Origin of the sequence: Sorangium sp. So ce302 (genome assembly GCF_051530145.1) — a bacterium.
Taxonomy (GTDB): Bacteria; Myxococcota_A; Polyangia; order Polyangiales; family Polyangiaceae; genus Sorangium; species Sorangium cellulosum_B.
Genome location: NZ_CP150326.1, coordinates 2,849,779 through 2,873,460 on the forward strand (window position 1 = coordinate 2,849,779; position 23,682 = coordinate 2,873,460).

16 protein-coding genes are annotated in these 23,682 nt (G+C 70.2%); 4 read left to right on the forward strand and 12 right to left on the reverse strand.

Translation table 11 applies throughout. From position 1 onward, the window contains the following. Positions 1–86: 86 nt before the first annotated feature. Positions 87–1,208 (reverse strand): DUF4419 domain-containing protein, encoded by a 1,122-nt coding sequence (locus WME73_RS11105; RefSeq protein WP_437915652.1) that lies wholly within the window; start codon positions 1,206–1,208, stop codon positions 87–89. 801 nt (positions 1,209–2,009) lie between these two features. Between WME73_RS11105 and WME73_RS11110 the strand changes: the two genes are divergently transcribed. Together WME73_RS11110 and WME73_RS11115 are read left to right on the forward strand one after the other, a co-directional pair. Beyond that, positions 2,010–2,756, forward strand: coding sequence for a Bax inhibitor-1/YccA family protein (locus WME73_RS11110; RefSeq protein WP_437745438.1), 747 nt, complete (start codon positions 2,010–2,012; stop codon positions 2,754–2,756). Positions 2,757–2,886: 130 nt separating this feature from the next. After that, on the forward strand, positions 2,887–3,291 hold the full coding sequence (locus WME73_RS11115) for a cupredoxin domain-containing protein (protein ID WP_437915653.1): 405 nt from the start codon (positions 2,887–2,889) through the stop codon (positions 3,289–3,291). Positions 3,292–3,324: 33 nt separating this feature from the next. Here WME73_RS11115 and WME73_RS11120 read toward each other — a convergent pair whose 3' ends face one another. Then, on the reverse strand, positions 3,325–3,834 hold the full coding sequence (locus WME73_RS11120; protein WP_437915654.1) for a hypothetical protein: 510 nt from the start codon (positions 3,832–3,834) through the stop codon (positions 3,325–3,327). A gap of 364 nt (positions 3,835–4,198) precedes the next feature. Here WME73_RS11120 and rplC point away from each other — a divergent pair, with 364 nt between their 5' ends. Continuing rightward, positions 4,199–4,900 carry a 50S ribosomal protein L3 gene (gene rplC / locus WME73_RS11125; protein WP_437745441.1) on the forward strand — a complete coding sequence of 234 codons (702 nt, stop codon included), beginning with the start codon at positions 4,199–4,201 and terminating at the stop codon, positions 4,898–4,900. A 69-nt stretch (positions 4,901–4,969) separates the two neighbouring features. Next, positions 4,970–5,587 carry an SAM-dependent methyltransferase gene (locus tag WME73_RS11130; RefSeq protein WP_044968202.1) on the forward strand — a complete coding sequence of 206 codons (618 nt, stop codon included), beginning with the start codon at positions 4,970–4,972 and terminating at the stop codon, positions 5,585–5,587. Between the two features lie 423 nt (positions 5,588–6,010). Here the strand turns inward: WME73_RS11130 and WME73_RS11135 are convergent, their stop codons facing one another. The 10 genes from WME73_RS11135 to WME73_RS11180 all read right to left on the reverse strand — a co-directional run bounded on the left by WME73_RS11135 (position 6,011) and on the right by WME73_RS11180 (position 23,645). Continuing rightward, positions 6,011–6,943: a type II toxin-antitoxin system HipA family toxin gene (locus WME73_RS11135; RefSeq protein ID WP_437915655.1), complete on the reverse strand. Its 933-nt coding sequence runs from the start codon at positions 6,941–6,943 to the stop codon at positions 6,011–6,013. A gap of 4 nt (positions 6,944–6,947) precedes the next feature. After that, entirely contained in the window at positions 6,948–11,462 is a 4,515-nt protein-coding gene (locus tag WME73_RS11140) for a HipA N-terminal domain-containing protein (protein WP_437915656.1), read from the reverse strand. 134 nt (positions 11,463–11,596) lie between these two features. Further along, positions 11,597–12,781 carry an acyl-CoA dehydrogenase family protein gene (locus WME73_RS11145; protein ID WP_437745442.1) on the reverse strand — a complete coding sequence of 395 codons (1,185 nt, stop codon included), beginning with the start codon at positions 12,779–12,781 and terminating at the stop codon, positions 11,597–11,599. Positions 12,782–12,843: 62 nt separating this feature from the next. After that, positions 12,844–14,793: a L,D-transpeptidase family protein gene (locus WME73_RS11150; RefSeq protein WP_437915657.1), complete on the reverse strand. Its 1,950-nt coding sequence runs from the start codon at positions 14,791–14,793 to the stop codon at positions 12,844–12,846. 218 nt (positions 14,794–15,011) lie between these two features. Continuing rightward, positions 15,012–16,922 (reverse strand): SUMF1/EgtB/PvdO family nonheme iron enzyme, encoded by a 1,911-nt coding sequence (locus tag WME73_RS11155; RefSeq protein ID WP_437915658.1) that lies wholly within the window; start codon positions 16,920–16,922, stop codon positions 15,012–15,014. Between the two features lie 573 nt (positions 16,923–17,495). Continuing rightward, positions 17,496–18,290, reverse strand: a complete 795-nt coding sequence (locus tag WME73_RS11160; RefSeq protein WP_437915659.1) for a creatininase family protein — start codon at positions 18,288–18,290, stop codon at positions 17,496–17,498. Between the two features lie 3 nt (positions 18,291–18,293). Continuing rightward, positions 18,294–19,991 carry a benzoate-CoA ligase family protein gene (locus WME73_RS11165; protein WP_437915660.1) on the reverse strand — a complete coding sequence of 566 codons (1,698 nt, stop codon included), beginning with the start codon at positions 19,989–19,991 and terminating at the stop codon, positions 18,294–18,296. Between the two features lie 2 nt (positions 19,992–19,993). Further along, positions 19,994–21,478, reverse strand: coding sequence for an NADH:flavin oxidoreductase (locus tag WME73_RS11170; protein WP_437745446.1), 1,485 nt, complete (start codon positions 21,476–21,478; stop codon positions 19,994–19,996). A gap of 2 nt (positions 21,479–21,480) precedes the next feature. Continuing rightward, entirely contained in the window at positions 21,481–22,761 is a 1,281-nt protein-coding gene (locus WME73_RS11175) for an acyl-CoA dehydrogenase family protein (RefSeq protein WP_437915661.1), read from the reverse strand. Then, on the reverse strand, positions 22,758–23,645 hold the full coding sequence (locus tag WME73_RS11180; RefSeq protein WP_437870483.1) for an enoyl-CoA hydratase family protein: 888 nt from the start codon (positions 23,643–23,645) through the stop codon (positions 22,758–22,760). The genes WME73_RS11175 and WME73_RS11180 overlap by 4 nt, the downstream gene beginning before the upstream one ends. Between the last annotated feature and the right edge of the window lie 37 nt (positions 23,646–23,682).

The window sequence follows — 23,682 nt, forward strand, 5'->3', positions numbered from 1 at the left end:
CCTATGTCAGGGGGAGCCGCCCGTCCACGCCGAACCGCTCGCCGCGATCGTCGTGATCGAGCGCGCGGCTCACGGGGCCGCGTGGCTCACGAGGCCTCGGCGGGGCGCTGCGCCGCCGACTCGGGGGCTTGGTGCGCGATGGCCCAGACGAACTCCGGCAGCAGCGCGAGGGAGTGCGGATCCTGCGTCACGCCGATGAGACCGCTGATGAACTCCATGGGGTGCTCGCGCCTGCTCCCGTCGATGAAGCGCAGCTGGGCGCTGGTCAGGCCGGGCGGCAGCTCGGAGAGCCCCGGTCCCTGCGGGTTCCCGAGGCCCCCGAGCGCGTCGCTCCGGGCCTCCGCCGTCAGCCATCGCTCGTGCCAGCTCTCGAGATAGGGATTCGGGGCGAAGTAGTCGTTGGGCCACGCGCGCAGGTAGGGAAACAGCACGTGGATCCACCCGGTCAGCTCGTCGGACGAGCTCTCGTACCTGAAGAACGCGCGCCAGAACATCGTGTCGGCGCGCCCCTCCGCCGAGGCGGCGATCTGGTCGAGCACGGGCAGGAGCGCGCGGGTCCACCGATCTTGCCCGACGGAGCCGAGCATCGCCACGCGCTGGCGCACCCAGCGCCAGTCGTCGGACGTGCCGAGCAGGTACACGCGCGGGATCCCGCGCTGCGGGAACACCATGTCGCCCGGGAACGGCGGCTCCCACGCGTAGTGCGGCGCGAGCGGGGTCGCGACCGTGAGCTCCGACGACACCCGCTCGACAGGCCCCGTGGTGGAGAAATTGGAGGTCACGAGGTCCCGCAGCGAGCCGACCCGCGCCGAAACCTGCCTGGAAAAGTCCGGAAACAAAGCTGGCCACGGGTTCACCTCGCCGAGGGTGAAGTCCGGGCGATCGACGACGAGCGAGAACTCGTGATCGTCGGGGAGGAAGCGGCGTCGATGCTCGTCGTTCGCGGCGAGGTGGAACGTGAAGCCGCGCGCCAGGCAGAGCCAGACCACGTCGGGCGAGAGCACGAGGGGATAGCGCTGGGTGAAGGCGGTATAGGCGGCCTGGACGAGCGGGTGGAGGTCGGTGCGTCCCACGAGGGGCAGGCGGTGGCGGTAGGAGGCCTCGATCTTCGAGACGAGCAGGCTCTGCACCGCAGCTTCGCTATCGAATCCCGGCAACGGCGCCGTTGCGGGCTCGACGTCGGCAACGGCGATCGTCGTGACGTTCATGAAACCTCGTCCTCCCCAAGCCTGCGCGGCGCGCTCGTGATCCTTCGCTGTCCTTCGTACACGAGCGTGCGGCGCGCGACAACGGGCCGCGCGCAGGCGCCCACCGCGGCGTCGCTGCATGGGACGGAGCGCGCCCGGGCGCGGCACATTTCTGCTGCCCGGCGTGAGCGCTGGGGCCCGGCAAGGTGCTTGTTCCGAGGCATCGATTGGTGATGGGTCGTGATGGTCGTGCTCCGGGTCCGCTGGGAGGCGTGCGCGGTCGTTCTTCCGGACCTCCGAGAAGACAGGAGTTCGTTCTCCTGCTTTCCTTCCCACAGCGCGCGCAGCCAGGTCGACGGCGCTGTCGCTCGGCGCCGGCGTTGCAGCCGAGCGGGTTGTCGTCGCAGCCGAGCGTTTTCTCTGGATCCGGGCTGCTCTTCGCCGTAGCCGAGAAACATTTCTCTAGATCCAGGCCGTATTTAACCGGAATCGAGAGATGATTCTCTGGATGCAGGCTGCTTTTAGCCTGAACCGAGAGATGATTCTCTGGATGTGGGCTTACCATGGCCGGAATCGAGAGGATTTTCTCTGGATCCGGGCTGCTCTTCGCCGGAAGCTACACGATGTCGGCGCGCCGTTCACGCCGGTTCACGCCGCGCCGGCCCCTCCGTGCGCGCGCGATGCCGCTGGAACGTGATTTTTTTTGCGGGCGGCAGATGCCCGAGGGCTTCGCCATGGCGGTGTTGCATGTCCGTGGTGAATGGTGCACGACTAGGCGCTCGTGCAGCCGCGGCGAAACGCCCTGAAGGAGGGGCGCAGCAGATGAACTCACGCCAGGCGAGTCCCCTCGGGGCGAGCGTATCGGCCAGCCCGAAGCTGGCGCTGCGGATCGACTTTCTCAAGAAGGTGTACGGGCTCTTCACGGCGAGCCTGGTCGTCTCCTCCCTGGGCGCCATGTGCGCGCTGTACATCGGGGCGCCGGACGTGGAGGAGGGGACACTGGGGCGCGAGATGCCGCCGCTTGTCGAGCTCTTCGCGCAGCACCCGATCCTCTCGATGGGCGTCGTGTTCGGCGTGATGTTCGGCGCGCGGGCGGTGCGAAAGATCCCCGGGGTCAACGTCCTCGCGCTCTTCGGGATGGCGGCCGTCCTGGGCGTCACCGCAGCGCCTGCGCTCTACATGGCCCAGGCGGCGGCGGGCCTCGGCGGCACCCTGTCGTCGGCCCCGGTGCGGGACACCTTCATCCTGACGGTCCTCACGTTCGGGAGCCTCACGCTGGGGGTCTTCCTCTCGAGGGAGGACCTGTCGTTCATGGCCAGCGGGCTGGTGATGGGCGCGATGGTCGTCCTCGGCGCGATGCTGCTGAACGCCCTGCTCGGGAGCACGCTCCTCGGCCTCGCGATCGCCAGCGTGTCCGTCCTCGTGTTCGGGGGATACGTCCTCTACAACACGTCGCGCCTGCTCCACTCGAGCGAAGAGGACCCGGTCGGCGGCGCGCTCGACCTCTACCTCAACTTCATCAACCTCTTCTCGTCGATTCTGCAGATCCTCTCGGGCCGCCACGTTTGAGCCGGCCGCGTTGCGTTCACGTCGCGGCGCGCGCCCGTCTGCGCCCGACCTCCCTTGGGTCTCTCGCCCGGGGCGGACGGCTGGAGGGCGGCTTGACGCGCCATTTGGGCCGGGTAAGAACGCGCTGACCATGAGCCTGCAGCTCCTCGTCGCCACGCTTGCCCTCTCCCTCTCATCGCTCTCATCGCTCTCCTTGCTCGCTTGCAACAAGCCCGCCGAGGAGGCGCCGGTGGTGGCGGCCGCCGAGCTCGCCGCGCCGGCGAACGTCAAGCGCGTCGACATCGCGGTGAACGACAGCGGGTTCTCCCCGTCGACGATCGAGCTGAAGAAGGGAGAGCCCGTGGTGCTGCGCTTCACGCGGACGACGAAGAGCGAGTGTCTGAAGGCGATCGCGATTCCCGATCTGAAGATCGAGAAGGACCTGCCGCTGAACACGCAGGTCGAGGTGGCCATCACCCCGCAGAAGGAGGGGAAGATGGTGCTTCAGTGCTGGATGGCGATGGTCAAGGCGACCATCAACGTGGTCGGCTCGTGACGCGGCCGCGCCCGTTGCGAGACGCGCGCGCTGTCAGAGCATGAGCCAGAGCTCGGCGTCGTAGCGCTTCGCGCCGCCGCCCGCGTCCTGCGCCGCGCGGCGCCTCCCCGAGGCGGGCTCCCCCGCGCTGCCCGGCGCGTCGTCCCGGCGCGCCCCGTCGCCTCGAGCGCGCGCGCCGGCGTGGGCCAGGTCGATGCCGGAGGCGGCGCAGCGGGCGACGGCGAAGCGGAGCATCTCGCGCACGTCGCCCGAGCGGAGCATGCCGCGCGTCCGGTGGCGCGCGATCGCGGCCGCGCGCTCGACGCACTCGGCGCAGGGGGCCACCTCCGATCGGAACCTGAAGAGCAGCGTCCCCTCGGGCCACCCGAGCACCGACGCCTCGATGCTCACCACGACGAACTCGCCGTCGCGGACCACCCGGGTCCGGGCCGCGCTCGCGCTGTCCTCGCCGGCGCCGTGCGCCTCGCCTCTCAGCAGGAACCAGTAACGATCCATGAGGCGCTCGACGTCGCGCGGCTCACCGTGAGCGATGATGTCTGTCATCCCTGACCTCCGACGACCCAATGTGAGGCCCGCTCCTTCGAACTTCGATGGCAGGGAGAGACAGGAAATGTCTGCTCGGAAGGACAATGTCCGAGCGGACGTGACGCCACGCCACGCGACGCGACGCGACGCGACGCGTCTCGGTTGGATGTGGTCTGTATTACCGTTGTGGCGGTGGTTTTCGCTTCCCTTTGGGGGCCCCGTGAGTAAGCTCTGCGCCCCCCAACGTGCCCGGCGGGAAGCCGCCCCGGTTCTTCGCTCCGAACCGGCTCGTGACGAGGCGCGCCGAGGGGATCGCTCTCGCGGCGCGCCGCGCGGAGCCTGTTTCAGCCACCCCAGACGGAGCGAGCAAGGCGATCCCATCATGAATCAGCATCCCGGCATCATCGGCAAGAAGATCGGCATGACGCAGATCTTCAACGAGACGGGCGAGGTCCTGCGCTGCACGGTCGTGCAGGCGGGCTGCGTCGTCATCGGCAAGCGCACGCTCGAGAAGGACGGCTACAGCGCCCTCATCCTCGGCCTCGGCGAGCGGGCGGAGAAGCACACGACGAAGCCGGTCGCCGGCGCGTACAAGAAGTCGGGGCAGACGCCGAAGCGGATCGTGCGCGAGCTGCGCTGCAGCCCGGAGCACGCGGCGAAGTACGAGATCGGGACCGCGCTCAAGGTCGACGAGATCTTCGAGGTGGGCCAGCGGGTTGACGCGCAGGGCCGCTCGCGCGGCCGCGGCTTCAGCGGCGTCATCCGCCGGTGGAGCTTCGCCGGCGCGGTCAGCTCGCACGGTACGCACGAGTACTTCCGCCACGGCGGCTCGATCGGTACGAACATGACCCCCGGCCGCACGCTGCCCGGCCTGAAGATGCCCGGCCACTACGGCGACGAGACGGTGAGCGCGCTCAACCTCAAGATCGTGAAGCTCCTCCCCGAGGACAACCTGATCCTCATCGAGGGTCCGGTCCCCGGCCCGAAGAACCAGGTGGTGACGATCCGCGGCGCCGTGAAGAAGCGCGGCGGCAAGGGGATCGTGCCGGTGCAGCAGCCGACCGGCAAGAAGAAGGGCGGCTGATCCCGGCCGCCGGCGGGGCAGCTCCCATGAGCGAGCGCCCCGCCGGTCGTGCCCGCCGAGTGTCCCTCCGTGTCGCAGAAGCCGAAGAACCCGTACAAGCGGCCTGACGCCTTCACGAAGGCGGCGAAGGCGCAGGGCTATCCTGCGCGCAGCGTCTTCAAGCTCGAGGAGATCGATCGCCGGGTGCGGCTGCTCCGCCCTGGCCAGCGGGTGCTCGACCTGGGCGCCGCGCCGGGGTCGTGGTCGATGTACGCGGCGCAGCGGATCGGCGCGGGGGGCAAGCTGCTCGCGGTGGATCTGTCGCCGATCACGGCGGCGTTCGGCCCGCAGGCGACGGTAGTGCAGGGGGACGCGCTGTCGCTCACGAACGAGGCGCTCGCGCAGTTCGCGCCGTACGACGTGGTGCTGTCGGACATGGCGCCCGCGACGAGCGGCAGCAAGATCGCCGACCAGGCCCGGAGCTACGAGCTGTTCATGCGCGCCGTGGCCGTGGCCGAGGCGCTGCTCGCGCCGGGCGGGGCGTTCGTCGGCAAGATCTTCATGAGCGAGGACTTCGTGAAGGCCCGGGACGCGCTGCGGAACCTCTGCGAGGAGGTCCGGAGCATCCGGCCCGAGGGGACGCGGGCGAGCAGCGTGGAGATCTTCCTGGTCGGGCTGAAGCGGAAGGCGGCGGGGAAGACGGGGTAGGGGAGCGGAGCGCGGAGGCGTGTCCGGGCGGGCGGAAGCGGAAGGGGATGTCGCCGGGAGGCGCGGTCCCGGGAGATGGGCGGAGCGGAGCGGAGGGGAGGTCTTCCTGGACTGCCCGGCCCCCGGAGAGGGTGTTCGTGGGGCGGCGCGGGGGCCCCACCGAACTCGCCCAATTGACGTTCTATCTCCGGCGCGCTGTGCACGCCGGAGATATAACGTCAATTGGGCTCAAACAACGGTCCGTCCCCCGCGCCGCCCCACGAACACCCTCTCCGGGGGCCTACCGCTCTCTCAATTTATCAGCACCCGGACGGCGGTCCATCTCCCGCGCTGCCTGCGAATACCCTCGGCGGGAGCCTACGCCTGCCGATGGATCGACGGTTTCCCGATGAGAGGCGCTCCGGGGCGCGGAATGCACTGCCGTCATGCGAGCGCGCGGCTTCGCTTCCTCAGAAGGCGCGCATAGCTCTTCCGCATCTCCTCCGGCATCGGCGAACGTTGCAGCAAGACCAGCGCTTCGCTCGTGCAGCCGAGCATCGCGTCGATGACCGTCGAGGCCTCAGCGCGTGGGAGGCGCATGTGCTGCTCGGCGAGGTCAAGCCAGTGATCGCGACGCAGATCCTTGTTGCGGATGCCGAGGGGTAACGACAGCGTCTTGTCGCCGTAGATCCAGGTGCATATCAGGTCATAGGCCGGCGCCAGTCGATAGATGCCATCGGCTCCGCGCAGGAGAGACAGGTTCTTGAGATGCATGTCGCCGTTCCCGATCCAGTAGGCGACGAGCATGTGCCGGTAGAGCCGGCGCAACTCGACCTCGGGCTCACCGCAGTACCGCGCCACGATGCCCGCGCACTCCGCCGCGGTACCCTTATCGCGCTCGTGGGCCGGTCGACCAGCGAGCTGACAGAAGTCCTCCTGATGGAGCTTGCGTGGCTCCGTGCCGCCGGTGCGGTCGTAGCGCTTGATGACGTACGCCAAGCTCCCGTCCGCGAGGTGGAACAGGCCGAGGCGGGGCACCCGCACGCCGGCGAGGACGGCGAGCCGCATGCTCACGTGTTCGTTCTCGGGCACATGGGCGTGCCGCTCGAGCTGCGGCTTGAGGATGTAACGGCTGCTCTTGTCGGCGACCTCGAGGCAGCTCCTGTCCTTCGACAGCCGCATGAGCGCTTTTCGTTGCATGCCGGAGATCGACATCTTGCCGATCTCGGGTTGGATCCGGGCTGGCAGGTGGAGGAGATCCAGATCGATCCGCGGGGCCTCCTCGACACCGAACAGCTGGCGCAGGCAGGCGCGGTGGTAACGGCCTCCGGAGTCGTCGGGAGGGCTCTCGCCCAGGCAGATCAGGCAGGCGCTCATGCGGCTACGCGGCCACCGAGAGCTTGTCCGGCACGATCTCCACGGCGCCGGCACAGTCGGCGCACGTGGCGAGCATCAGGCCGAAGGCGTCGGTGCGGTCGAGGCCGAGCTTGCGGCACGTCTGATCGAGGAGCCAGCCTTCGGGGAGGAGGTTCTCGAAGAAAGGGTGGAGGCCGCGGCTGTCGTAGGGATCGGGGCGGAGAGGGAGCGTCGGAGATAGGGGGATGGCGCCGGGACGGGCGAGGTAGGAGCGGTCGTAGATGAAGCGGGAGCCGCCGGGGATCTCCTCGATGACGCCGGCACGTGTGCCATCGAGCGAGACGACTCCACGGCGCGGGCGGCCGACCTGAAGGAGGGCGCGGTAGATGCGCAGATCCTCCAGGGCGGCGGAGGCCGCCGTGCGAACCTTGGCGCTCTTAGCGCGTGCAGCGATGCGGGCGATGCGGCCCTCGTCGCGGAGCGCTTTTGCGGCGAGGAGGCGGGTGGAACCGCGCTTGGCGTGCCGGGCGAGATGAACGAGGACGGCGCGCCATTCTGGCTCGGAGTGGCCCGTGTCACGGAGATACGCGGCGGCGTGAACGCGAACGGCTTCGTCGTTCGAAGCAGCCGCGAGCTGGCGAATATGCTGGATCGCTTCGGTTCGATTTTCACCCTCGCGAGATGCGAGCCTTCGACACGCCGTCAGCCGACGATCGTCACGGAGCTCGCCCTCAAGGAGACGCCAAAGCCCAGCCCGTGCCTCTGGCAGACTGCGCGCGCGCTGGAGCAGCTCAAAGAATGCATCGTCGCTGTAGTGGTCTGTCCCCTCATGAACGAGCAGGACTAGCGCGTCGACACCAAGCCGGCGTACTGAAGGGACATCGAGCAAGGCTTCCGCTGCGAGATGGCGGATCCGGGCGAATAACGAGTCCGAGAACGCCATCTCGCGCAGCGCTTCTATGCCACGCGGGTCGTTGCGGCCGGCCATCCACTGCGCGATAACTATCCTTGGGCAGAGCCTCTTAACCTTGGTAATGTCATCCTGCGCGTGCGACAAGGCTCGCTGCACCCCGGTGTGCTCGCGGGCCAATTTCTCGAGCATGACAGCGTCAACGCCGGTGAATAACGATTCGTCTCCCTTGGTGAAGATCGCCTTCGTCCAGATCGAGAGGGCTTCCTCATCATGCCAATGCAAAGCGAGTTCCCGGGCGATTTCCTCCCTATCTCTCACATGAATGCGTTTCATGTATAATAAAGAGCGCACTTGCTCGCGAAGAGACGGTTCCTCCGCAGCTTTCAGCAAGAGTTCGACGTCCACGCCCGACAGTGGCCCATGCGCGGAGCGGATCGCGCCTACCACGATGCTTACCGCTTCGCTTCGCCACTCGGGGATACGTAGCAGCGCGAGCGCCGCAGAGTAGCGCAAGCGTGGATCCTCGCGGCCACGCATGACAGCGGCGACGGAGCTTGCAGCCCAGGTCATGCCGCTGTCGAGGAGCGCGATCGACGCTCTTGTCTTCGCCGGTTCTTTGAGCTTCTCTACGACGTCATGCAGTGAGGATGCCTCGGCTGCTGTCCATTCTCCCAGGCGCCCTGCTTCCATGACTCCATTGATGAGGCGGAACTCGGATTTTTGATTGAAGGCGAGCTCTGTCAATCGGGTGACGCGTTCTTGTTTTGTGCTAACTGCAAATGCGCATTCGTTTAGTACGAAAAGAGTTTTGTTTTGCTTCTGTTGAGACTTTGCTTCGAGTGCTGCGGCGACGATGCGCGCGGCGTCCGGCCATTCCGGTCCGCGTAGCCGGAGCGCTGCGGGCAGCTTGTCCATTAAGAACCAGGGTGCAAAGTGATATCCGAGAATACAATCCGTGAGCTTGCGCGCGAAGGAACGAACAGGTTCCTGATCGAGCAGCCGGATCTCGGCCAGGCATCGGACCGCAAACGATACGAAGCTATATACTGGATGATCCTCGAAGGGATCCACGTCCTCGAGAACGGACTGCAGCAGCTCGATCACCTGCTGCGGGCGCTCCTCCTCGATCATCCCGCAGAGCAGGGTTAGCGTCTCCTCCCACGCCTGGTCCTGCCAGTTCTTCCTGAATACTGCCTTGATCTCGTCGAGCCCCCACTCATGGCTTCGGAAGCGCGCATGGATCTCCGCTGCGGCGAGGTACTCCAGGAACGTCTTGTGCACGAACCCGAATGTCTGCCCGCCGATCAACGCGAGGATGTAGTTCCTCTCCCGCAGATGCTGAATGAGATGCTCAGCCGTGGCCTGCGCCTCCTCGGCCCTGATCCCGTACGCCTCGGCGCAGAAGGACGCCGCGAAGGTGCTCAGGTCCCGCTGTCGGACGGCGTTACCGCTGCCGCCTGCGAGCTCGGTCATCATCAGGAAGGCGAGCCTCCGCAAGAATCGCTTCTTGCTGGCCAGATCGAACTGGATCGCGCCGGCTGAGGCCAGAGGCTTGTTCGCTTCCCACTGCTCTGCCATGAGGTCCACGGCGCGCTCGTAGAGCCGGTGCCGCTGCCGGGGCAGCTCCGCGCCGCGGTTGAGCAGCGCAATCAGCGTGAGCAGCAGAGGGTTGCTGCACAGCTCGCGAACGGGCCTGCTCTCCTTGAGCGTCTGACGAAGGCGCTCAAGCCGTCGCGCCGCGGCCTCCGGCGCACCGGGGAAGGCGAGCCGGTGCCAGCGCTCCAGGAAGGCATCGATCTGCCGCTCATCAAACTCCTGGAGCGTGTAGGTCGCGAGCCCGGCTTGTTGGAAGAGCGGCTGCGCCAGGCGAGCGCCGACGATCCGGCTCGTCACGACGCCGCGCCCCGCGTAGCGGTCGCGCACGCCTACGATCATGGCGGCGTAGTCCCGCCGGGCGTGCGGGTCCGCCACCTCGTCGAGCCCGTCGATCAGCCAGAGGAGCCGTCCCGCTTCGGCGAGGCGGCGCAACGACTCTCCACGGAGCGAGAGGTTGCGCTCCCGGTGGATCTCGTCGAGGTAGTCGAAGAAGTCGCACGACCGGCCCGCCTGCCGGCACTGACGATAGTGGAGATCGAACCGCCGGAGCTCGATACGCACCGGCACGAGGTCGGCGGGCAGGTCGCCGAGTGACTCGCCTGGCGTGCAGAGCTTGAGGACGAGCCAGCGGGTGAGAGCGCTCTTGCCTGCCCCGGGGGCGCCTAGAATCAGAACCCAGGGTTCTCCCAGCGAGGTGAGGACGCGATCGATTGGCTGCGGTGGACCAACGATGGCCGTGCGATGCCGCGCATCGTCGGCGCTGGTTCGTTGCGGGAGCTTGCCGAGCCGCTCGTCGTCGTCGAGATCGCCGCCGAGGTCGCGCGGCAGATCCAGACGGGGCGGTTCACGGCGCGCGGTCTGCGGCAGAAAGACGTGCAGCAGGTCGAGCCCTGCGGGGATGTCCGCGTCCTCGCCCATCGTCGCCAGGTCGAACAACGTCTCCCGCCGGTAGAAGTCTGCCCAGTGACGGCGGTACGCATCGACCATCTGCGCGAGATCGGCAAGCGGGGATGCAACGGCTTCAGCGCTTCCGGAGAACGTACCGTCGACCCGCTCGAACCCCACCCTCTTTTCGATGCGCCACGCGCGCCCCTCCGGGTCGGATCTCAAGCACCCAATCCACCTTTTCTGGTCCGGGACATAGGCCCGCGTGCCGTACGCCAGCCGATCCGGGTAGACCTGCACGATCTGATACTGGTTCGGCACCTCCGGCGGCCGCTCCGGCACCTTCACGCCCGCGCTGCCGATCCCGAGGACCGGCACGTCGTTGTCGAGCCACCCGAGCTGCTCCTCGTGGAGGTGCCCGTGCACCACGAGGTTCAGGTAGGGCCGGAGCATCCCCTTCAGGTCCTTCGCGTCCTGCCTCGCGGTGTCGTTCTCGCCCGGATGGAGCGGATCGTGATGGATCGCCGCGATCCTGAGGAACCCCTGCTCCCTGTAAGGCCGCAGCTTGCCCGCGAAGAACCGGAGCTGCTGCTCGCCGATGAAGCCGTAGTGGTCCTCGGGCCGATGGCTCTCGGCGATCGCCGAGTTCACGCCGGCGACCACCACCCGGAGGTCGGGGTACTCGAACAGGGTCCACGGCTCCGCCTCGGTGAACTGGATCCCCGTCTGCCCCTCGTAGAAGCGGGCGAAAAACTCCGCATAAGGCCGCAGCTTCGGCCAGTACGGGAGCAACGGACGCTCCTCGTTGCCCTCGCGCTCCGCGAAGTATGCCTGGCAGAGCTTCCAGTTGACGTCGTGGTTTCCGGGCACGACGACCACCCGGCGCGGCGGCAGCTCCGTGACCTCGGTCAGCCCGTGGGCGAACGAGAGGAGCTGATCGAACTGCGACTTCATGCCGTACTCGGTGAGGTCGCCGGTGAGGAGAACGAGGTCCGGGCGCGTTCCTTCCTCCTCGCGCAGCCGATCGAGGTCGTCGCGGAGGCGCTGGAGGAGACTGCCCGGCGAGCTCGGCCCTTCGAAGCGATGGTGCGGGCCGAACTGCAGATCGGACAGGTGCAGCAGGGTGACAGGCTTCCGATGGACCACGCTCCGCTAGCCTCCAGGCCGCGAGCGTACCACGACTCCTCTCGCTCGCCTGGCCGACGGGCGAGCCCTACCTCGGCGCGCGGCGGGTCACGCGCGCAACAGCCTGCCAGCGCAGGCCACCCGCCGACATCCCCTCAGAACGCGCTGTGTCCCGTGATCGCGTTGCCGAGGATCAGGCAATGCACCTCGTCGGTGCCCTCGTACGTGTACACGCTCTCCAGGTTGAGCATGTGCCGGATGACCGGGTAATCGAGCAGGATCCCGTTCGCGCCGAGCACGCTCCGCGCGGTCCGCGCGATCTTGAGCGCCCAGCCCACGTTGTTCCGCTTGCACAGCGAGACCTGCACCGGGCTGATGCCGGTCGTGTCCTTCAGCCGGCCGAAGTGCAGCGCCATGAGCTGCCCCTTCGCGATCTCCGTCGCCATCTCGACGAGCTCCGACTGGATGAGCTGCCGCGACGCGATCGGCTGGCCGAACTGGACGCGCTCGCGCGCATAGGAGACCGCTGTCTCGTAGCAGGCGCGCGCGGCGCCCAGCGCGCCCCACGCGATGCCGAAGCGCGCCTGGGTCAGGCAGCCGAGCGGGCCCTTCAGGCCGACCACGCCTGGCAGCACGTTCTCCTCCGGCACGCGCACCTCGTTCAGCACGATCTCGCCGGTCGGGCTCGCGCGCAGGCTCATCTTGCCGTGGATGAGCGGCGTCTCCAGCCCCTTCATCCCGCGCTCCACCACGAAGCCGCGGATGGACTCGGCCCCTCCGTCATCGACCTTGGCCCACACAACGCAGAGGTCCGCGATCGGCGCGCTCGTGATCCACATCTTCGTGCCCGTCAGCACGTACGCGCTCCCGTCCTTCCGGGCGCGGGTCTTCATCGAGCTCGGATCCGACCCGCTGTCGGGCTCCGTCAGGCCGAAGCACCCGATCAGCTCGGCGGCGGCCATCTTCGGAAGCCACCGCTGCTTCTGCGCCTCGGAGCCGTACTTCCAGATCGGATACATCGCCAGCGAGCCCTGGACGCTCACGAAGCTGCGCAGGCCGCTGTCGCCATACTCCAGCTCCTGCAGCGCGAGGCCGTAAGCGACCGAGTTCATGCCGGCGCAGCCGTAGCCGGTCAGCGAGCCCCCGAGCAGGCCGAGCGCGGCGATCTCGGGGATCAGGTCGGTCGCGAACTCCTCGCGCGCGAACAGGTCCGCGGCGCGCGGCAGGTACCGCTCGCGCACGAAGCGACGGACGGCGTCGCGGATCATGCGCTCTTCCTCGGAGAGCAGCGGATCGATCGCCATGAGCTGATCGAGCGAGAGGGGCTCCTGGATGGCCATGGAGCGAGCGTGTAGCGTGCCTTCGCGCGGCGCGGAAGGGGCAGCGCCGGCGGGCCGCCGGCTCAGGGGCGGATGGAGACGAGCGTGCCCTTCCGTAGCGAGAGCGCGCCGTGCCATTCGGCCGGGACCTCGGGCGTCGTCCACTCGAACAGCCAGGCGGCGTCGAGCGGAGAGAGGTTCACACAACCGTGGCTGCGCGGGGCGCCGAAATCGTCGTGCCAGTAGGCCGCGTGGAACGCGAAGCCCTCCGTGAAGTACTGGACGAAAGGCACGTCGCGGAAGTCGAACGGATCCTCGTCCTCCTCGTCGCCGTCCATCGTGACCGTGACGTGCTTCGTGTGGATGCGGAACAGCCCCTGGATGGTAGAGCGCGTCGTCTTGGGATCGCCGAGGCCGTCCGCCCCCGTCGAGACGAGCGTCACGTAGACGGGGCGGGCGCCCTCGTAGGCGACGAGGCTCTGCTTGTCGATCGAGACGTCGATCCACTTCCGCCCGCGCACCGCCCACGCAGGGGTCCGGGGGAGCGGGTCGACGCGCACGACCTCGTCGGTGCGGACGAGCGAGCCGTCCCGCGCCTCGAGGTAGTCGATGCCGCCGAGGCGCCGCGAGGCGCCGGACAGCGGGATCGCCTCGCGGAAGCGGAGCGGGGCGCGGGTGACGCCCCCGCGCCCGCCCGGGACGAGGCGCGCGGCGTGGCGGCGCCTGGCGAAGGCCACGGGCAAGGTGACGCCCTCAGGGAGCGCCAGCCCGGCGAAGGCGCTCGGCCGGATGACGCGGGTGCGGTCGAGCGGCAGGACGGCGAGGTCGGTCGTCAGGCCGAAGCGGCGCCCGTCGTGATCGAACGTCGAGAGCAACGCAAAGCCGGAGCGCGTCCGGGCGCGGCCCAGGACGAGCGCGTCGGGAGAGCGGCGATCGCCGGCGAGCCCGGGCGCCGGCCGCCCGTAGAGCAGGACCGAGGGCGTCGCGTCCGGAGGCGGCGGCGCGACGAAGTCGGGCGCGCGCGCGGCGGTCGCGGCGCGGAGCAGGTGCCCGGCGAGGTCGGGCTCGGCGCCGCGCTGCTCGTCCTCGTCCGGAAGGCGCGCATAGAGCGGCGGGGTCGGGGAGCGAGACATCACGTACGTGTAGGGCAGGCCGCCGAGCAGGGTTGTCGCGTCGCCTGCCTGCGTCGCGGCAAGTGCGTTTGCGCCCGGCTGCGTCGCGGCAAGTGCGTTTGCGCCTGCCTGCGTTGCGGCAAGTGCGTTTGCGCCCGGCTGCGTCGCAGCAAGTGCGTTTGCGCCCGGCTGCGTCGCGGCAAGCGTGACCTCGCCCGACGGCGCCGCGGCAAGTGTTGTCTCGCCCGCCTGTGTCGTGGCAGGCGCGGCCTCGCCACGAACGACCGGCAAGCTGGGCGAAGCGAACCGACGGACCGGGCGGCGAGACGATGCCTCGACCGCCAGGTCGTGAATGTTGAGCGTCGCACTGGCGCCGATGCAGACGTAGCCGTTCGGCTCGATGCGGTACCAGCCCTCGGCGCACGACGTCCTGCCGGAGGGCTCCGGCCTGCGCGCGACCACAGCGCCGGCGCGCAGGTACCCGATGCGCCGGCTGGTCCAGCGCGGTTCGGCGAAGATCCACGTCTCCCTGGCGATGCTCGCGAGCTCGTGGACCTCCTCCTCGGCCGCCGTCGGCGAGGTGGCCGGGGGAGGATCGATCTCGGGCAGCTTGTCGGATCCGTCATCGACGAGCTCCGGCGGCAGCGCCGGCAACGCGAGCGGGTCGCCGCCCGGCCCCGCGGCGACAGCGCCCGGCGTCCTCGCGGCCTCCTCGCCCGGCGGCGCGGCGTCCTCCGCGCGGGCGGCGGCGGGCGCCGGGGCAGCGACGGCGGGCGCGGCTGCGGCGAGCGGCGCGGTGACGGCGGAGGCGGGCGCAGGGGCCGGGGAGGTCGCGGCGGGCTCGGAGGCAGGGCGCGGGCAGCTCACGCTCAGCGTCGCGAGCGCTATCGCCGGCAGGAGGAAAACACCTCTCACGCGCATGGAGCGCGCGTATCAGGAGGCGTCGGCGAGGGCCAAGTTCAAGGGGGGTTCAGGAGAGCGGGAGGGCACGGGAGCGAGCGGCTCGCCGGCAGGAGGCGCCCGCCTGGAGGCCCAGCAGGGCCGGCGGGCGCCTTGGCGCGGTGTGCGGCGGATCCTCGCCCGCCGGCTTCACCAGGGCGGCGCGCGGTCGCCTCGCCGGGCCGCCGGCTGGAGCGGCGTCACGGCGTGGGGAGATCGCGCGCGCACGTCGCTGTGACGTAGTAGCGCCGCGAGGTGCCCGCGTAGGAAGCCCGAAAGTCCGTCGTCTGCTTGTACCCTGCGGCCAGGAAGCTGCCGCCGTGCATGAAGCGTGCGCTCGAGGTGTTGTCGAGCCGCGAGCAGTCGTTGCAGGGCATCAGCAGCTGATAGTTATCCGAACCGTCACGGGTGGCCTTGTACGCGTTGCCGGCCAGGTCGAGCTGCCCCCACCGCCCGGCGCCCTGGGGGAACTTGCCGACGTCCGTGAGATCCGTGTGCGCGCAAGGATAGTTGCTCGGGTACGGCTCACCCAGGCAGCGGTTCGTTCCATCACCCGCGACCGTGCCGTCACCCTGGCAGCACCAGGAGGCATACCGTGTGACATCCGTGGAGCCGTCCTGGTTGACGCCGATGATGCTCTCGACGCTCGAGCCGCCCCACGGGAAGATGCGCTGCTCGTTGCCGCCGGCAGAGGCGTAGTTGATCTCCGCCTGGGTCGGCAGCCGGCCGCCGTCCCACGCGCAGAATCCGAACAGCTCGTACCACGTCGCGCAGACGATCGGCTTCTTCTCCTTGGCTCCCGGGATGTCGCTCCAGGACGGCCATCCATAGGGATCGCAGATGAGCGCCGTCTTGAGCGCGCTCGTGTTGGCCGCGAGATACGTGTTCCACGACGGGTCCCAGCCGCTGTTCGGGATCTTCGGGTGTGCACCCGCGCCGGCGGCCGGCGGGTTGGCCTGGGTCGGGCCGCCGGTCTGCTCGAGGTACTGCCGGAAGCGCCCCACCGTGACCGTGTACTTGTCGAGGTAGAAGCTGCTGACCGTCGCCGGCAGACCCGCGTTGTTGAGCCGGTTGAACGTGCCGCCCGGGACCGGAAGGGTCGAGCAGCAGTTATCGCCCCCCTCGACGCCGCAATTGGCACCTGCGCCAGGAGTGCTGCTGTTGCAGCTGATCGGCAGGCCAGGCACGCCGCCCCCGCCTCCGCCGCCGGCACCACCCGCGCCCCCCGCACCGCCCGCGCCGCCGGCACCACCCGCGCCCCCGGCGCCGCCCGCGCTGCTGGAGCTCGACGTCGTGGTGGAGGTCGTCGAGGAGCTGGAGCTCGACGTCGTGGTGGAGGTCGTCGAGGAGCTGGAGCTCGACGTCGTGGCGGAGCTCGTCGAGGAGCTGGAGCTCGACGTCGTGGTGGAGGTCGTCGAGGCGCTGGAGCTGCTCGACGTCGCCGTCGAGCCCCCCGTCTCGCTGTCGTAGCAGACGCGGAGATACGGCCGCCGATCCACCGAGCTCTCGCTCGTTCGGATGTGGGTGCGATTCAGGGTTTGCTCGAAGAACACGCCGTTGTTCGTGGTGGGGTCGTTCACCCAGCTCTGCACGGTGCTGGTGAGGCTGACCGTGTGGTAAGCGTATATGTATCCCGAGCTCGCCGTGAGGGTTCCCAGGACCGTGGGATCCCAGGCGCCCGAGTGCGAGTCCCACGTCACGGTGTTCTCGTCCCAGGGCGTCGTGATCCGGTGCACCCGCATCACGTCGGGGGTCAAGGCGCCGATGTTGAGGTAGAGATACGCCGAGACGATGGAGGCGCCGGCAGGGATCGACGAGAGATCGAACGCGATCAGCCCACGCATGTAGGTAAAGCCGGTCTCGGCAGTGCCGGTCCTGCCGGCGTACATGTCGGCCCCGGTGGGCGTGTAAGTGGGATAGGCCGAATTGATGAGGGCATCCTGGACCACGCCCGTCGCCCCGGTGCGCTGGAGAGTCACACAGACGGTCGCGGCCTGCTGCGCCTCACCGAGCAGCTCGCCACCTTCGTCTTGTGCGCCGACGCACCCGGCGAGCGCCGCGCCGGAGGCGGCGGCGAAAGAGGCCAGGAGCAGATGCCGAGACCCTCTCATGATCGTTCGATTCCTCATGATGCTCTCCGATCCGCGTCGTCGGGCCAGCTCCGCCCGCGAGGCTTCGTGTGATGCCGTCGCGCAGGAACGCCAGAGAGCGCCCCCGCCAAAACCACCATCTGCCTGCGCGCCGTAAAGCATCACCTTCATCAGGTCAGCCGTCGGATCGTTCTGGCGTCAAACAGCGCGCGAGGAAAACGATACCGTTTTACGGCTTTGATTTGAATGCGTCAATTGGGAATAGAGGTTTGCTGTCAAAAATCTGTTGATGTTGCTTGTGATGTCGGAGCAAAACTAAGCATTATTGCTCGAATCCTTGGTAAGTGTCGAGCGCCGCGAGACACATTTGCGATGCCGCTCACATTTCGCTCGCATTTCGCTCACGTTTCGCTCACGTTTCGCTCGCGTTCTGCGCGTGCCGCGCGACATGAGCAGCTACATCCGCCTGAACCGCCGGTGATCAGCTTGCCGGGGCGCGTGAGTCGATGGCGGATTCTGCCGTTCAGGCGAGCGTGAGGGGTGGTGGTGCTGGGGCAGAGATGCCTGCTTTTGTCTACCTGAGCGCTCGTCGGCTTACCTGGTGCTTTTTCCCCGCGCGGGTTCGTGGGCGGAAGCGCTGGAGAGGCCTTCTTCGACCTCGGTGACAATCATCGTCGCGAGCAGATCGAGCAGCGCGCGGCCTTCGTCCTCGGACGCCTCGCGCGGAGATCCAGTGTAGGCGGCGTCCATGCCCAGCGCGCGGAAGCTCTTCGCTCCTGCCTTGATGCCCTCCGACAGGCTCAGGTCGAGGTCCGGCAGGTCCCGGGCGATGTCTTTCCGGACGAGCGCGGAGGCCGCGGCGAGGACGAGCGATGTCTCGTAACGGCCCGCGTGGCAGGCGCCGCTCCGGAACTCCGCGGAGAGCGTCCGCGCCCAGCGGCGCGCGAGCGGGCACGCGACCGAGGCGCGGCCCAGGGGCAGGTCGCTGGTGGCGGCGCGCACGGCGCTGTCGTGCTCCGGCTCGAGGTGGTTGTTGATGAAGCAGACATGCGACAGGCCGGCCGACAGGTAGGCCTCGGCGACGGCGCGCAGAAAGGCGGTGAGCGCGGGCGCCGGGATCGAGATCGCGCCGGCGAAGCCCGCCGCGAAGTCGGTCACGCCATAACCGATGGACGGGGCGAGGAGCGCAGCGACGCCGCGCGCCCACAGCCGGCGGCCGGCCTGCTCGGCCGCGGCCTCGCCGATGAGCGTGTCCGTACCGAGCGGCAGGTGCGGGCCGTGCGGCTCGACCGACCCGACCGGCACGAGCGCGACGCACGGCGCGCCGCCCGACAGGAGCGCGGCGAGCTCCTCCGTCGTGAGCTCCGCGAGGCGCGGCGCGGCCTGCATGGGCTAAAGGCCCGCCGGGTTCTCGCCGGCGGCCTCGCGCTGCCGGAGCGCCTTGCGATCGACCTTGCCGCGATCGTTCCTGGGGACGTCATCGACGAAGGCGACCCAGCGCGGGTACTTGTGCTTGCTCAGCCGGTCCTTCACGAAGGCCTTGAGCTCCTGGGCGAGCTCGGCCCTCCCCTCGTCGGTGGCGACGCGGCCGCGCGCGTCGTCGCGGACCACGATGAACGCCTTCGGCTTCACGAGGCCCGCCTCCTCGGCGCCGATCACGGCGGCGAGGCTGACGGCCGGGTGCTCGGTCAGGCACTCCTCCACCTCGACCGGCGCGACCCAGACGCCGCCCACCTTGAGCAGCTCGTCGGCGCGCCCGCTGAACCAGAGGTAGCCCTCGGCATCCATGCGGAAGAGATCTCCGGTGCGGCACCAGTGGCCGTGGAAGGTGCCCCAGCTCTTCTCGCGATCCTGGAAGTAGCCGAGCGCGACCGAGTCGCCCTTCACCCACATGACGCCGGTCTCGCCGGGCGGGAGCTCGGGCGCGCCCGGCCCGGCCGCGTCCGAGGGGAGGATCTTGATCGTGTACCCCTCCACGACGCGGCCGAGCGACCCCGGGCGAACATCGCCGGGGCGGTTCGTGCAGTAGATGTGGAACATCTCCGCGGAGCCGATGCCGTCATAGACGTCGGCGTGGAACCGCGCGCGGAAGCGCTCGAGGAGCGCCGGCGGCAGCGCCTCGCCCGCGGACAGGTGGAAGCGGACGCTGGAGAGGTCGAGGCGCGGCTCGCCGCGCGCCGCGCGGGCGTCGTCGTCGTCGAGCAGCTTGCCCATCATCGTCGGGACGTTGGTGACCACCGTCGGGCGATAGCGCTCGATGTACCGCGCGAGCGACTCCGGCGTCGGCCGCTCGACGAAGAGGCCCGACGTCGCGCCGACGGCGAAGGGGAACATCAGGTTGGTGCCCGTGGCGTAGCCGAAGAAGAGGCGCGGCACCGAGACGGTGATGTCGTCCTCGCGGTAGCCCACGGTCGCCTTGGCGTAGCGCTCGGTGTTGAAGGCGAAGTCGCGGTGCGTGTGCATGGCCGCCTTGCTCCTGCCGGTGGAGCCGGACGTGAAGAGCCAGATGGCGATGTCGTCGCGCCGGGTGGGGCGGGGGCCTGCCGGGGCGCGCTCCGCCGCGAGCGCCGCGCGCCCCTGCGCGAGGGCGCCGCGGAGCGAGGTGCCCCGCAGCGCCGCGAGGGCCGGCGAGACCGGGAGATCGGCCTCGAGATCGCCGCCGGTCGGGACCTCGGGCACGAGCACGACGGTGCGGACGTCCGTGGCCGCGAGCGCGCCCTGGAGCGCCTCGGCCACGCGCGGGATCGTGACGACCGCGGCGGCCCGCGTGTACTCGACGAGGTGCGCGAGGTCGGGCGCGGGCGCCTCGGGGTTGCCCATCGCCACGACGGCGCCGTGGCTCAGCGCCGCGAAGAAGGCCCAGACGAACGCGGGCGAGTCGTGCAGGACGATGAGCACCCGCTGCTCGATCGCGACGCCCTCGACGGCGAGGTGCCCCTGGAGCATCCGGACCTTCTCGGCGACGTCGGCGTAGGTGTGCCGCTGATCGCCGAAGAGCAGCGCGACTTTGTCGCCGAGCCCCTCGCGCAGCCGATCGAACAGGAAGTAGTCGGCGAGGTTGAGCTCGTCAGGGAACGTCGGTGCGGTCATCGTCACGCCTCCTCTCGCCTCCATCGCGGCGCCGTGAGCCGCCGCTTTCCGCCCTCCGTGGTCGCGACCCCCGGCTCGTCGAGCCCCTCGCGATCCCAGAGCTGACACGTCACGGGTCGGTGGCGCTGATCGAGCGCCTCGCAGTAATTGGAATAGATGCAGCGTCGGACCTCACCGCTGCGCCCGAGCCGCACCTTCAGGAACCAGTCGGGATCCGCGAGCGTCTGCCGTGCAGCCCCGATGAGATCGGCCTCGCCGCGCGCGAGGATCGCCTCGGCCTGGGCGAACGTGCAGATCCCCCCCGCCACGACGACCGGCGTGCCGAGGCCGGCCTCGCGCAGGGCGCGCCGGATCTGCGCCTGCTTCGGCACCTGCCGCCCGAACGGCCCCGCCGCGTCCGAGAGCGCGGTCGGCATGCACTCGTACCCGCTCGGGCCGGTGTAGGGGTACGCGGCCTCGCCGACCTTGGGCTGCTTCGCGTCCTCGAACTTGCCGCCGGTCGACAGCGAAAGGAAGTCCATGCCGGCGCGCGCGAACGCGAGCGCGAAGAACGCCGCGTCGTCGACCCGGCTGCCCCCCGCGATGACATCGTCGCAGAGGAAGCGGCAGCCCACCGTGAAGCGAGCGGAGACGGCGGCGCGCACCGCCGCGTAGACCTCGAGCGGGAGGCGCGCGCGGCGCTCGCGATCGCCGCCGTAGCCGTCCGGGCGGGTGTTCAGCGCGGACAGGAACGAGGCCATGGTGTAGGCGTGCGCGTAGTGGAGCTCGACCCCGTCGAAGCCCGCCTCGCGCGCCCTCACGGCGGCCGCGGCGAAGAGGCCCGGCAGCGTCCGCGGCAGATCGCGGATGTGAGGGAGCGCGACGTCGGTGACGCGCTCGCGCTCGCCGAAGCGCAGCGCCTCGAGCTCGCGGGGCGCAAGCACGGCCTCGAGCCGCGCGTCGTCGAGCGCGAGCAGCCGCTCGCGCACCTCGAGCTCCGGCGCGTCCCGGAGCGGCGGCTCCCCGAGCGCCTCGGACAGGGCGCGCCGGTGCGCGCCGGTGATCTCGAGGAACTCCCGCAGGAACCTGTCCTTCGCCGGGCGCCTGCGGATGCGGAGGAAGTCGATGAGCTGCAGGAACACGCGCGTCCTGCCGGCGCTCCGCGCGCGGACCGTCCGGACGAGCTCCCGGAGCCCCGGGACGAACCGATCGTGCCCGGCGCGGAGCAGCGGGCCGCTCGGCACGTCGCGGATCCCGGTCGCCTCGACCACGAGGGCGCCGGGCTGGCCTTCGGCGAAGCGGCCGTACCAGTCGAGCACGTCCTGCGTGACGACGCCCTCCTCCGTCGCGCGCCACGGGACCATCGCGGGCACCCACGAGCGCTCGGCGAGCTCGAGGCCCGAGGCGAGGCGGAGCGGCGAGAAGAGGCGCGCGCGCGCCGCCTCGCCCGCGGCCTTGGGCTCCTCGCGGGGCAGCGCGTGGCGGATCCTCTCCGGCGGCCTCCACATGGCTACCGCGCCCCGTCGCGAGCGCGCTCGTCGGCAGGGGGCTCCGCGGCGGCGCGCTCGAGGATGCCCTTCGCGATGATGAGCTTCTGGATCTCCGTCGTCCCCTCGTAGATGCGCAGCGGCCGGATCTCGCGGTACAGCCGCTCGACCTCGGTCCCCTCGATGACCCCCATGCCGCCGTGGAGCTGGACCGCGCGGTCGATGATCCGCTGCGCCGCCTCGGTGGCGAACATCTTCGCCATGGCCGCCTCGGTCGAGACGCGCGCCGCCGCGCCCGCCGCAGCCGTGTCGCGCTTGTGGGCCGCGCGGGCGACGAGCAGGCGGGCGGCGTCGAGCTCGGTCGCCATCTCGGCGAGGTAGGCGCGCACCATCTGCTGCTCGGACAGGGGCGCCCCGAACTGCCTCCGCCGCGTGACGTGCGCGATCGCCTCGCGGAGCGCGCGCGCCGCCATCCCGTTCGCCGCCGCGCCGACCGAGATCCGGAAGGCGTCGAGCGTCTGCATCGCGAGCTTGAAGCCGCCGCCCACCTCGCCGAGCCGCGCGCTGTCCGGAACGCGGCAGCGCTCGAAGCGGAGCCGGCCGATCGGGTGCGGGACCGACATCGGGAGCGGCTCCGAGGCGACGCCCTCTGCGCCGCTGTCGACGAGGAACGCCGTGATCGCGGCGCGCCCGCCGCCGCGCTCGCCCGCCGCGCCGCCGCCCTCGCGCGGCGGCGCGCCCGTGCGGGCGAAGACCACGAGGTGGTGCGCGAGCGGCACGTTCGAGATCAGCACCTTCTCGCCGTCGAGGACCCACCCGTCGCCCTCGCGGCGGGCCTCGGTCCTCAGCGAGGCGACGTCGCTGCCCGCCTCGGGCTCGGTCAGCGCGAAGGCCCCGATGCGCCGCCCCGAGAGCACGTCGGGCAAGATCGCGCGGCGCTGCGCGTCGCTGCCAGCCAGCACGATCGGGTACGAGCCGAGCCCTTGCACCGCGAAGATCGCGTCGGCGAGCGGGGCGACCTGGCCGAGCGCCTCGCGGATGAGGACCAGCGAGCGCACGTCGATGGCGGTCGCGTCCCCGGGGAGGCCGCTGGGGCTCGGCGCGCCGCCGAGCGCCTCGGGGACGAGGTGCGCGTAGAGCCCGAGCGGCTCGCCCATGCTGCGCGCCACGGCGGCGGCGTCGTGCGTCTTGGCGAGCCGCGCGAGCGGCGCGAGCGCCTCGGGCGTCAGCCGCGCGGCGAGCGCGGCGTGGCGCTCCTCGAAGAAGACGGGGAGCTCGGCGGAGGAGAGCGCGAGCCCGCTCATACGCGGGGCGTCTCCTGGCCGGTGGACCGCGGGGTGGGGGGCGCGTCGGCGTCGCCGGGCGCGGCCGGCGCGTCGCCCCGGTCGGCGCCCTCGAAGCGCGGCGGGCGCTTCGCCCTGTTCGCCTCGTGGGCCTCGCGGAAGTCGGGGTGGGCCATGCAGATGGCCTGCGCCTGCGCCTCGGCCTCGATCGCGGCGGCGAGGGGCATCGTGCGCTCGCTCTCGAGCATCTGCTTGGTGATCGCGTGCGCGAACGCCGGCCCGCGCGCGAGGCGCTCGGCCCAGCCGCGCGCCACGCCCAGCGCGTCGCTGTCGGCGACGACGCGGTTCACGAGGCCGATGCGGAGCGCCTCGTCGGCGCCGATGAGATCGCCGAAGAAGAGCAGCTCGGCGGCGCGCCCCTGGCCGACGATGCGCGGCAGGAGGTACGAGGCGCCCATGTCGGCGCCGGACAGGCCGACCTTGGGGAAGATGAACCCGAAGCGGGCGCTCGCCGCGGCGATGCGCAGGTCGCAGGCGGCGGCGATCACCGCGCCCGCGCCGACGGCGACCCCGTTGACGGCGGCGATGACCGGGCGCCGGAGCTCGCAGATGCTCTGGATCAGCGCGCCGGTCGCGCGGGTGAACTCGAGCAGCCCCCGCGCGTCGCGCGCGAACAGCTCGGCGATGATCCCCTCGACGTCGCCGCCCGAGCAGAAGCCGCGCCCCGCTCCGGTGAGCACGACCGCGCGCGCGGCCGAGCGCTCGAGCGAGCGGAACGTGGCCGTGAGCTCGCCGTAGACCTCGAAGGTGAGGGCGTTCAGGCGGTCGGGGCGGCTCAGCGTGATCTCCGCGACGCCGCGGCTGAGCTCGAGCTGGAAGGAGCGGGGTGTGAGGGTCATGGGCATCTCCTGGGTCCGGCGCGCGCCGGACGCGAGCCTCGCG

Coding starts and splice junctions, on each gene's coding strand:
- WME73_RS11105 (WP_437915652.1), bottom strand. CDS start 1,208: ATGAACGTCACGACGATCGCCGTTGCCGACGTCGAGCCCGCAACGGCG.
- WME73_RS11110 (WP_437745438.1), top strand. CDS start 2,010: ATGAACTCACGCCAGGCGAGTCCCCTCGGGGCGAGCGTATCGGCCAGC.
- WME73_RS11115 (WP_437915653.1), top strand. CDS start 2,887: ATGAGCCTGCAGCTCCTCGTCGCCACGCTTGCCCTCTCCCTCTCATCG.
- WME73_RS11120 (WP_437915654.1), bottom strand. CDS start 3,834: ATGACAGACATCATCGCTCACGGTGAGCCGCGCGACGTCGAGCGCCTC.
- rplC (WP_437745441.1), top strand. CDS start 4,199: ATGAATCAGCATCCCGGCATCATCGGCAAGAAGATCGGCATGACGCAG.
- WME73_RS11135 (WP_437915655.1), bottom strand. CDS start 6,943: ATGAGCGCCTGCCTGATCTGCCTGGGCGAGAGCCCTCCCGACGACTCC.
- WME73_RS11145 (WP_437745442.1), bottom strand. CDS start 12,781: ATGGCCATCCAGGAGCCCCTCTCGCTCGATCAGCTCATGGCGATCGAT.
- WME73_RS11150 (WP_437915657.1), bottom strand. CDS start 14,793: ATGCGCGTGAGAGGTGTTTTCCTCCTGCCGGCGATAGCGCTCGCGACG.
- WME73_RS11155 (WP_437915658.1), bottom strand. CDS start 16,922: ATGAGAGGGTCTCGGCATCTGCTCCTGGCCTCTTTCGCCGCCGCCTCC.
- WME73_RS11160 (WP_437915659.1), bottom strand. CDS start 18,290: ATGCAGGCCGCGCCGCGCCTCGCGGAGCTCACGACGGAGGAGCTCGCC.
- WME73_RS11165 (WP_437915660.1), bottom strand. CDS start 19,991: ATGACCGCACCGACGTTCCCTGACGAGCTCAACCTCGCCGACTACTTC.
- WME73_RS11170 (WP_437745446.1), bottom strand. CDS start 21,478: ATGTGGAGGCCGCCGGAGAGGATCCGCCACGCGCTGCCCCGCGAGGAG.
- WME73_RS11175 (WP_437915661.1), bottom strand. CDS start 22,761: ATGAGCGGGCTCGCGCTCTCCTCCGCCGAGCTCCCCGTCTTCTTCGAG.
- WME73_RS11180 (WP_437870483.1), bottom strand. CDS start 23,645: ATGCCCATGACCCTCACACCCCGCTCCTTCCAGCTCGAGCTCAGCCGC.